This window comes from Streptomyces sp. LS1784, from assembly GCF_020103755.1.
Lineage (GTDB): Bacteria > Actinomycetota > Actinomycetes > Streptomycetales > Streptomycetaceae > Kitasatospora.
Map to the genome: position 1 here is coordinate 69,300 of NZ_JAHSQD010000002.1, position 10,017 is coordinate 79,316.

Sequence of the window (10,017 nt, forward strand, 5' to 3'; positions counted from 1 at the left end):
TCCGGCGGACATTCATGCAACGGTGTCCCTCTGCCACCAGAGTCCCAAGCGTCACCGAATGCCAGCAGCCTGAGCGCCGCGGGAATCGTGACCAACCAGCCCATTAATGGGCGAAATGCCCAGTTAGTGTTGCGATCCCGCGAGCTTTCAAGGAGCGCCATCACCCGCGCATAGCGGCCTGGCAGGGCCCCACGGACAGACCTCCTGGGGTGGGGATCCGCCCGGCCACTCATTAGCTGCCTGAGGGCGTGGACTCCATCCAGGTCGAGGGTACGAGTCCTGAATCGTTGCCGTAGCGCCAGCGTTCGACGACATGCTGGCTGAAGACTGGGTCGTCGAGGTCGGCGTGTTCCATGACGATGACCTGCATCTTGCCTTCGAGCTGCTGCAGCGTTCGGTGTATAGCCTCGTAAACGTTCAGTAGATGCGTGCGGTCGTTGGTCTGCAGGACTTCCTCGCCGGTCGGTTCCGCTGGGAAGTACACCTGCGACGGCTGGTCGAGGACCAAGACGTTGGGAACGGGGCTCTGGTGCCTGGTGAACCACTCATGGAGGCTGAGATGGGTGGATACGTGGTAGCCCAGGTGGTTCTCGGCACTCCCCATGTCCTTGAGCTGGACTGGTCCGTCGGTGGTGTCGGCGACCACAGTGAGCCGGTTGAGGTCGAGTCGGATGGGCGAGGTCGCGAAGTCCAGGTCTAGGCTCACGGCTTTCTCCCTGATGCCCTGGTTGATCAGGGACAAGAAGCTGGCGAGGCGCTCGTCCTGGGTGCTCCCGCTGAGCTGTTCCTCCAGCGCAGCGATCTGCTCGCGCAGCTCGTCACGGCGGTCGAGGACACGAGGCGCCGCGGCCTGTTGGGCGATCGTGTCGACGTAGAAGCTGATACGTCCCAGGACGATGGCGGCCCTGCGCAGGTCATCGGGTTCCTGTTGGGTCGTGCGCAGGCTCGAGGTGAGTTCTTGAACCTGTTCCTGGTTGCGGGCAAGTTCTGAGCGGAGCGTTTGCAGGCGGTCTTCCTGGTCAGCGATGAGCCGTCGGATAGCGGGGGTGTCGTTTCGGATGACCCCGAGATCGCGGTCGAGGAGGGCGAGGTCCCGTGTGAGGCCGGAGATAGTGTCGTTCGCCGAGGGGATGGTGCTGTCGCAGACGGGGCAGTGATGGACATCCCTGGCTTCTGTGTCCTGGCGAAGGAGGCCGAGGGACGTGAGGCGGGCACGCTGTTCGATGGCCTGGTTGCTGAATTCGTCGTTCTCGGCGAGGGCGCCCTTGAGGTCGGCGATCCGAGCCCGAGCCAGCGCGAAGTCCCGACGCAGATCCGCTCGGCGGTCGTGGAGGGACGCAAGGGGGTCGTCATCGGTCGTGTGGGGCCGCAGTGTGCCGCCGTGGGCCAGTTCATTGCGGAGACGACGGAGGATCTGAAGGACATCGTCTGCCGATTGCGTGCCGATCTGCTGGGGCAGCAAGCCGGATTCGATGGCTTCGATCAGGAGTGCCTGAGCCTGGCCGCTGGCGGGGGTTCGGCCTGCGGATACGGCGAGCTTGGCCTCGTTGTCGGCCAGGTCCCGGCGAAGGCTACGGAGCTTGTTGTGAACCAGGGCCTGCTCGGGATCGACCGCGCCGAGGAAGTACGGGACGACTCCCCGGATCGTGTTCGGCCTCCACTCCTCGCCCTGCGAGTGGAAGAGAACATCGGGGTTAGCGACTTCGTTCTGAGCCTGGAGGCAGAAGAAGAGGGCATGGCGGATGGACGGGGCTATGAGTGTGTTCTTGCCGACGGCCGGGACGCGGACGGTGTTGTCGATGCCGCAGAAGTCGCTCAAGTAGGCCTTGGCGGTGTCATCGGGCGTCGTGAAGAGAAGATCTTCCAAGGTTGGTGGCAGGCTGCCGGGGGCCTGGGTGAGCACACACATCGTGGTGCTGGTCTTGGCGTTGTCCTTGGGCGCCTGACGGGCAACGAAGAGCTGCTCACCGGGCTTGGTGAGGGTGATGCCATAGGTGCTGACGTAGGTGCGGACCTTGCCCGCTTTGACGGGGTAGTCGGAGCTGGCGAGGCAGTAGTCGATGATCGTCAGCAGTGCGCTCTTTCCACGTCGGGAGTCACCCGTCACGATGTTTAGGGCGCCGAGTTGAAAGAAGACGGTACGCATCTGGCCAGGCTTCTTGCCGTAGATGGTGACCGATTGAATTTGGAACGTCACGGTTTGACTCCGAGAAGGGTCAGGACTGTGCTGAGGCTGCCCGTGCTGGGCAGCCAGCGCCCGAGGAACTGGGCGGCCTGCTGGATCGCGATGGTCTGATCGGTGGCTCCCTTGACCCCCTTGGTGGTGGGGCCCAGGGCCAGGGTGAGTCCCTCTGTTGTGGCCAGCAGGGTCCTGGTCTGGAGGGCAAACAGGACGCCGGGGCGAACCACGGCGGCGAGGGGGGCCGCGTTCCGGGTCATGGCGATGCGTACGCCGTCATTCGCCTCGAGCCACTTCATAAGTCCGCTGTTCAGGGTGCCCGGGAGGGCTGCCCTGACCGCGGGCTGAAGGGCCATGATCCCTGCCACGACGGCCACGGGCAGCGGGCAGGGGGAGTTGTACTGCTGTTCGTGCCCTTGGACGGCGCGGGTACAAAGGAGCGCAGTGAAGGCGGGGTTGTACAGGGCGCGCTCTTCGCGGCTGAGTTTCACCCAGGCACCTCGACGGGCTCAAGGAGCTGCATCAGGCGGGCGGCGAAGTCGGGGTGCCAACCGACTCGGCACTCGTCGGCGAGCATCTGGTAGGAGCCCTTGGTCACGAAGACCTCGTCGCATCCGGCGCGGATCTGGAAGCGGGCTTCTTGGTCGACCCATCGGTAGATGAGCTTGGCCTCGGCCTTCTTCTGCTCCTCGGTGGCCTCGGCGCCGAGTTCTTCCTCCATCACAGCGAAGCGGGCTTCCCACTCTTCCACCAGCCGACGCTCGTACTCGCCGATCTCACCCGGTCGCAGCAGGTTCTCGTTGGTCCATCGCGAGCGCTGCGCGAAGGCGCGCACGTAGTCTCGAACTGCGAAGCGGATGCGTGTGGAGCTCACGCCGATGAGCCCCAGTTGCCGGACGAAGATCTTCTCTGCCTGTTCCGTGGGGTCGCCGGTCATGAGGGTGATGTCGCCGTCGATCGGCAGATTGTCGTGCTGAAACTGTCGTTGGAGGCTACTGAATACCTCGTCGAACTCGACACCAGTGATAGGGCTGCCACCTGGCGTGCGCATCTGCTCGATCACGCGGTCGTAGAACCACCCCTCCAGCCGGTTCAAGAAGGCTCTGGCGGCGTCGTGGCCGGCGGCTACGGCGGCGAGGCGAAGCATCGCGGTCCGGACGTCGGCGATGTCCTCTGTGTCCCCGACGATCTGGACTCGCGCAAGCAGGGCGCTCTGCAGTGACTTGGCTATGCCGGTCAGCGCAGCGAATGACTTCAGGAGGTCCTGGCTCTTGGTCTTTGAGGCTCCGGCTGCAGCGCAGAGCTGTTTCAAGGCCCGCTCTTCGTCGCGGTGTCCCGTGTCGCGATGCTGGAGGAGATAGCCGACGCTGCCTACAGGCAACTCAGCTGTGGTGAGCAGGTAGAGGTTCGTCTCGTCCAGGTCGATGCGCCCTGCCGTGGCTGCCTCTGCCCAAATCCGGAGGGTCTTCCACAGATCCTTCGACGTATCGGTCAAACGCACGCCCTCGGCACGCTGTTTGAGCTGTAGAAGGTCGGTCACGGAGCCCACGTGCTGTTCGATGTCGTCGGCGGCCTCAACCGCGATGCTCCAGTCAGGGCCGGCGCTCATCCACTGCTCGAAGCACATGTGCAGAGCCTTGGCGAACTGGAACAAATAGCCCAAAGCTGACGCTGACGCTTCGTACTGCTCTCCGCCGTCTGCCGTCACACCCCCAAAGCCAGACCGGTCCCGCGATCATTCCATGAGGTCGATGATCCGCGTAAGGGTGGGTGCAAACCGCGAAGCGTGCCGTACCAGGCAGACACGCCGCCGCAGGTGTGCCGGCGGGACTGATTGCTCCGATCAGCGACCAGGGTGGTCGCGATGTGGCTTGCCCTCTGCGGTGCGAGCGCCGTCCATCGGGCAGCAATGATCGTCGGCTGCGAGGCGTTCAAAAGGGCGAGTGAGTCCTAGATTGAGGCTGTGAGGCAAGTCACTCTCGAACCCCCAGTCGCCCAGTGCCTCTCACGGATTGGGCGTCACGAGGTGCTGTCAGGTGTCATGTGGCCTGGACGTGACAGGCCCTGACCTGCGACTTCTGGACTGAACGGACGGACCGTCACCCCCTTTCAGCCGCTGGGGGTCAAGGGGTCGCAGGTTCAAATCCTGTCGTCCCGACTTGCATCACTGCAGGTCTTAGGCCGTTTCCGCTTCTGGCGGGAACGGCCTTTTTGATGCTCCGTCGACTGATGGTCGCATGGTGGTCGCACCGTTCTGGCGGCGGCTGGGCGATGTTTCGGTAACTCGTTGCTCCTTCCGGCCTCTTGGTGAGGGTGAGTTGGTTGTGGAGCTGCGGATTGTGGTCGCTGGGTGGTCGCGGCCTGGGGATGCGAGCCGGGGAGTGCCGACTCCGTCGATGGTCGTCAGTGTCTTGTCGATGGTGTCGACGGCGTCGCGGGCGGCTTTGGTCGTGAGATGGCTGTAGATGTTGGCGTTGGTCGACAGGTGCCGGTGCCGATGAGCAGCTCGATGAGGTCGGCGAAAGGCGGGTCGACAGCGTGGCAGTAGCGGAGGAATCGGACGGCCTCTTGCGGAGTCCAGATGTGGCGTTCGGCGGCGGCTGGGCGCGGGATGACTGTTGGCCGGGCGGGGTTAGTGGCCAGGCGGTGGTGTCGGACGGCGTCGCCGAGTGCGCTGGAGAGGGTGGCGAGGATCTGGTGGACGGTGACGCGGCCTCGTCCGTGGGTGAGCTGAGTGTGGACGAGGCCGACGATGTGGGGGTAGCCGAGGTCGTCGAGGCGGATGCTGCCGATTGCGGGGATGAGGTCGTTGGCGACGTACGCGCGGTAGCGGTCGCCTTCCGTGATCACCGTCCGCCCCGCCCCTGGATCCCCATCGCCCGGGGGTGCCCTTGGAACGCGAGGGCCTCGACCACCTTGGCCACTGCGGTGTTCACGGCCTCGTGCTCCCAGACCCGCAGGGGGAGCCACCCCAGTCGGACAAGGTGCGCGTCGGTGTCCTCGTCACGACGGACGTTGTTCCGGAGCTTGTCCCATCACCACTCCGCGTTGTGCTTCGGCATGTGCAGGTGATCCAGACCGCTTGATCACACAATCGCGGACTCCACGAAATGCAGGGCAGCTCAGCCCCCGGGCCGGATCCTTCGTTTCCCGGCGGCCGTGTGTCGGCTGTGGCTCCCACCCTTCGTCTGTCGGTGGATTCCCGGATCGGTCATCTGACGGTCGAAGCCCGCAGGGACACGGGGGGCGGTGTCGAAAGAGGCGAGGGCCGCATGGCGAAGCGGGTCGGTAGCTGCTGCCCCGGCCACTGGGGAGACGCCCACGGCAAAACGGACATGCCGTCAAATGACCGATGCCGAACGGCAGTGCGGAGTCAATGATGGAGAACGCCCGCCCGCCCCGAAGGGACGCGCCATGTCTGTACCTCCCGTCATCAGCAGCCCGCTGTCCGACAGCGCCCGAGCAGTCGCCGGCAGTGCTCTCCAGGCCACCCTGGTCGACCTCCTCGATCTCGCCCTGACGGCCAAGCAGGCGCACTGGAACCTGTACGGTCCGCGTTTCCGGTCCCTGCACGTGCAGCTCGACGAGGTGGCCGCCACGGCCCGGAACTTCTCGGACACCGTCGCCGAACGCGCCGCCGCGCTGGGTGTCGCCCCGGACGGCCGGGCCGCGACCATCGCCGCCACCAGCGCCCTTCCCTCCGTTCCGCAGGGATGGCTGGAGGACAGGGCCGTGGTGAACGCCTTGGTGGACACGTTCGCCACCGTCATCCGCCGACGGCGCGAGCGCATCGGCGCGACCGGCGAGGCGGACGCCGTCACCGAGGATCTGCTGATCGGGCTGATCGCCGAACTGGAGAAGCAGAGCTGGATGTTCCAGGTGGAGAACCGGGCCTGATCCTTCCAACAGCACCCTCCAGCAACACCATCACACACACGGAAAGGTGGTTCACATGTTCACACCCAAGGCCATGCTCCGCGGCTCGGCCGCCACGGCGACCGTCGTCGCGGCCGTGATGGGCCTCGGTGCCGGATCGGCACACGCTGCCGGCTGGCCTCCGTTGCAGCCGGGCGCCCACCTCTACTCAGGCACCGGCGGGAGCGGCGCGGTGACCGCGGTCGACCTCGACGACTTCGGCCCGTGCCACACGCTGTCGGCGCCCGCCCGATCGGTCCAGGTCGCCTCCGGCTCCGCGTCCGTGGTGCTGTACTCCGGTGCGGGCTGCACCGGCGCCAACCCGTGGGCCACCGGCTCGCTGGCCCAGTCCAACCTGCCGTGGCCGGTGCTGAGCTACCGGGTGGTCCCGGCCTGACGCCACCCGGACCAGGGCAGTACGGCCTTCGGTGACCTCTCCACACGGAGGTCTCGAAGCCCCTGTCATGAGGGGTGCCGGGTAGGCGGGTGATGCCCCGGGGCAGCGCAAGCGGGCCGCCGTCCGCTGCCGGCCCCGAGACGCACACCGGGCCCGCCCGTCACCCGGCACTCCCTTGCCCCGCCGTCCTGCACAGGCCGCAGTGAGCCGACCGCCTGGTGTTCGGCGGACGGGCGGACGGTCGGACGGTCACCCAACGCGTCAACGCGGGCCGGGTCTCCCGCTTTTCGCTCCGGCTGCCCCAGGCGCGCACCCGGACGTCCCGCACCGTCAGCGGTGTCCACCTGCCAGGACAGCCGGCCGGCGAGCCATGCCGTCAGGTGCCTCCGGCCGACGGCTGGCGGAACACCTCACATCCCGTTCCGACACAAGGAGTCTTCGATGGCAGCGCACGAAAACACGAACCGGCCCACCACCGGTCGACGCCGTTTCCTCGGTCTCGCGGCGGCCGGTGTCGTCGCCGGCCAGGTCGGCCTGTCCGCCCCGGCCCAGGCGGCCACCGGCCGAGGGGCGGCATCGGCAGACGCCGGGACGACGCCGGGCTGGGCACCGCGGTCGGGAGCAGGGATCCGCCCGTTCCGTATCAAGGTCTCGCAGGCAGACCTCGACGACCTGCGGCGGCGCGTCCGCGCGACCCGGTGGCCCGACCGGGAGACGGTCGACGACCGCAGCCAGGGCGCGCAGTTGGCGAAGGTGCGGCCGCTGATGGAGTACTGGGGAACCCGGTACGACTGGCGCAAGCTGGAGCGGCGCCTCAACGAACTGCCGCAGTACATCACGGAGATCGACGGACTGGACATCCAGTTCGCTCACATCCGCTCCCCGCACGCCGGAGCCATGCCGATGCTGATGACCCACGGCTGGCCCGGGTCGATCGTCGAACTGCTGAAAGTCATCGACCCGTTGACCAACCCCACCGCGCACGGCGGCCGCGCCGAGGACGCCTTCCACCTGGTGCTGCCGACCCTGCCCGGCTACGGCTTCTCGGGTAACCCGACCAGGCCCGGGTGGAACTTCGCCCGCATCGCGCCCGCCTTCCACGAGCTGATGAGGCGCCTCGGGTACCCGGAGTACGTCTCGCAGGGCGGCGACCACGGCGCGATCCTCTCCGAGGTGCTCGCCGTCCAGCAGCCGAAGGGGCTGCTCGGCATCCACGTCAACATGCCGGGGACCGTGCCGGACGACATCCTGCGCCGGCTGCGCAACTTCGACCCGACCCCCGCCAACCTGTCGGCCGAGGAGAAGCGGGCGTACGAGCGGCTGCTGCACTTCTACCGCGACGGCTTCGGCTACGCGGCGATGATGAACCGGAGCCCGCAGACGATCGCCTACTCCCTCACCGACTCCCCGGTCGGCATGGCCTCCTACTACTACGACAAGTTCGCGGAGTGGACGGACTCGGCCGGCGTGCCCGAGAAGGTCCTCACCTACGACGAGATGCTCGACGCGATCTCGCTGTACTGGCTCACCGGCACCGGTGCGTCGTCGTCCCGGCTGTACTGGGAGGGCACCCAGGCCGGCGGCGGACCGTTCAACGCGGTGTCCATCCCGAAGTTGCCGGTCGCGGTGACGGTCTTTCCCGCCGAGATCTACCCCGCGCCGCGCAGCTGGGGCGAGCGGACCTTCGGCAACATCATCCACTGGAACGAGGTCGACAAGGGCGGCCACTTCGCCGCCTGGGAGCAGCCGCAGCTCCTGGCCGAAGAACTCCGCACCGCCTTCCGGTCGCTGAGGTAGCAGGGACCTCCCGCGACCGCAGCGCACGGCAATCCACCACCCCCTCCTCCTGAAAGCGAGAACACCCCCGTGGAGCTTAAGCTCGAAGTCATCGTCCTGCCCGTCTCCGACGTCGACATCGCCAAGGAGTTCTACGTCGACACGCTCGGCTTCCGCCTCGACGCGGACTTCCCGATCGACGAGGGTTACCGGATCGTCCAGGCCACCCCGCCCGGCTCCGCCTGCTCGGTCGTCTTCGGGGAGGGACTGACCGCGCTCCCCGTGGGCTTCGCCCGGGGACTGCACTTGGTCGTGACCGACATCGAGCGGGCGGTCAAGGAACTCGCTGGGCGCGGAGTCGACATCGACGGCCCGTTCCACGACGAGACCGGTGTCTTCCACCACGCCGGCGGGACCCACCGGGTGCCCGGCGTCGCCCCGGGACGGCCCAGCTACGGTACCTTCGCCCGCTTCGCCGACCCCGACGGCAACGAGTGGTTCCTCCAGGAGGTCACCCTCCGGGCCCCCGGACGCTGACCACCCGTGCACCGGCCGTCCGGCACCGGGCCGGCGAGGGCGGCCGGGGGTGACCGGATCCGCGCAGCTCAGCGGGTCCCGGTGTTCGTAGGATGGGTGGAGCTCCTCCGGGAGGAACTCGTCCCGGAGGTGCCATGCCGCAGCCCGCGAACCACCAGCTACTCGGGCGTACCCGGGAGGTGGAGGCGCTGGACCGCCTGCTGCGCGAGGTGCGCGACGGGCGCAGCCGGGTGCTGGTGCTGCGGGGTGAGGCGGGCGTCGGCAAGTCGGCGCTGCTCGACCATCTGGCCGGGCGGGCGGGGCAGTGGCAGACCATCCGCGCGGCCGGCGTCGAAGCCGAGTCCGAGTTCGCCTACTCCGCCCTGCAGCAGCTGTGCGCCCCGCTGCTGCCGCGGCTCGACCGGCTGCCGGCGGTGCAGCAGGACGCGCTGAGGGTCGCGTTCGGTCTGAGCGCGGGGAAGGCGCCGGAGATGCTGCTGGTCGGGATCGCGGTCCTCGGTCTCTTCGCCGAGGCGGCGGCCCGGTCCCCGCTGGTGTGCCTGGTCGACGACGCGCAGTGGCTGGACCTGATGTCCCAGCGGATCCTGGCGTTCGTCGGGCGGCGGCTGGACGCCGAATCGGTGGCGCTGGTGTTCGCCGAGCGGACCACCGGCGGGAGGCCGGAGGAGGGCTTCGCCGGTCTGCCGGAGCTCGCCCTGCGCGGGCTGGCCGACGCCGACGCCCGGACGCTGCTCGACAGCGCCCTGCCGGGGCCGGTCGACGCCCGCGTGCGGGACCGGATCGTCGCCGAGACCGGCGGGAACCCGCTCGCCCTGCTGGAGCTGCCCCGGGGCCTGTCGCCGGCGGAGCTGGCGTTCGGCTTCGGAGGCCCCGGCGCCAGCCCGCTGGCGACCCGGATCGAGGAAGGTTTCCGTCGGCGTGTCGACGCGCTGCCGGCCGACACCCGCGCCCTGCTGTTGGTTGCGGCGGTCGAACCGGTCGGCGACGGCCCGCTGTTGTGGCACGCTCTGCGCCTGATGGGCATCGGGGTCGACGCCGCGGCACCGGCTGAGGCCGCCGACCTGATCACCCTGGGAGCCCTGGTGCGGTTCCGGCACCCGCTGGTGCGTTCGGCCGTCTGGCGCGGCGCGGATGCCGCCACCCTGCGCGCGGCGCACCGCGCCCTGGCCGAGGCCACCGACGCCGAGCGCGACCCCGACCGGCGGGCCTGGCA

General features: G+C 68.1%; 9 protein-coding genes. 5 read left to right on the plus strand and 4 right to left on the minus strand.

The features are described 5' to 3' along the window. Window positions 1-232: 232 nt before the first annotated feature. The 4 genes from KS423_RS00720 to KS423_RS00735 all read right to left on the minus strand — a co-directional run bounded on the left by KS423_RS00720 (window position 233) and on the right by KS423_RS00735 (window position 5,029). Complete coding sequence (locus tag KS423_RS00720; RefSeq protein ID WP_224273508.1) at window positions 233-2,197, minus strand: DUF3732 domain-containing protein; 1,965 nt, start codon at window positions 2,195-2,197, stop codon at window positions 233-235. Continuing rightward, complete coding sequence (locus KS423_RS00725) at window positions 2,194-2,670, minus strand: three component ABC system middle component (RefSeq protein ID WP_224273519.1); 477 nt, start codon at window positions 2,668-2,670, stop codon at window positions 2,194-2,196. Before KS423_RS00725 ends, KS423_RS00720 begins: the two co-directional genes overlap by 4 nt. Continuing rightward, complete coding sequence (locus KS423_RS00730; RefSeq protein ID WP_224273521.1) at window positions 2,667-3,887, minus strand: ABC-three component system protein; 1,221 nt, start codon at window positions 3,885-3,887, stop codon at window positions 2,667-2,669. Before KS423_RS00730 ends, KS423_RS00725 begins: the two co-directional genes overlap by 4 nt. Before the next feature lie 695 nt (window positions 3,888-4,582). Then, window positions 4,583-5,029 carry a hypothetical protein gene (locus tag KS423_RS00735; RefSeq protein ID WP_224273523.1) on the minus strand — a complete coding sequence of 149 codons (447 nt, stop codon included), beginning with the start codon at window positions 5,027-5,029 and terminating at the stop codon, window positions 4,583-4,585. A gap of 564 nt (window positions 5,030-5,593) precedes the next feature. Between KS423_RS00735 and KS423_RS00740 the strand changes: the two genes are divergently transcribed. The 5 genes from KS423_RS00740 to KS423_RS00760 all read left to right on the plus strand — a co-directional run. After that, a complete protein-coding gene (locus KS423_RS00740; RefSeq protein WP_224273533.1) occupies window positions 5,594-6,076 on the plus strand; it encodes a Dps family protein in 483 nt (160 codons plus the stop codon). A 55-nt stretch (window positions 6,077-6,131) separates the two neighbouring features. Then, complete coding sequence (locus tag KS423_RS00745) at window positions 6,132-6,491, plus strand: hypothetical protein (protein WP_224273535.1); 360 nt, start codon at window positions 6,132-6,134, stop codon at window positions 6,489-6,491. Between the two features lie 441 nt (window positions 6,492-6,932). Further along, complete coding sequence (locus KS423_RS00750; protein WP_224273537.1) at window positions 6,933-8,288, plus strand: alpha/beta fold hydrolase; 1,356 nt, start codon at window positions 6,933-6,935, stop codon at window positions 8,286-8,288. 69 nt (window positions 8,289-8,357) lie between these two features. Next, entirely contained in the window at window positions 8,358-8,804 is a 447-nt protein-coding gene (locus KS423_RS00755; RefSeq protein ID WP_224273539.1) for a VOC family protein, read from the plus strand. A gap of 134 nt (window positions 8,805-8,938) precedes the next feature. Beyond that, the coding region (locus KS423_RS00760) for an AAA family ATPase (protein ID WP_224273541.1) at window positions 8,939-10,017 on the plus strand (1,079 nt) is incomplete at its 3' end.

What these genes read in the sequence shown, in the direction of transcription:
- KS423_RS00740 (WP_224273533.1), top strand. Translation starts at nt 5,594, where the DNA reads ATGTCTGTACCTCCCGTCATCAGCAGCCCGCTGTCCGACAGCGCCCGA.
- KS423_RS00745 (WP_224273535.1), top strand. Translation starts at nt 6,132, where the DNA reads ATGTTCACACCCAAGGCCATGCTCCGCGGCTCGGCCGCCACGGCGACC.
- KS423_RS00750 (WP_224273537.1), top strand. Translation starts at nt 6,933, where the DNA reads ATGGCAGCGCACGAAAACACGAACCGGCCCACCACCGGTCGACGCCGT.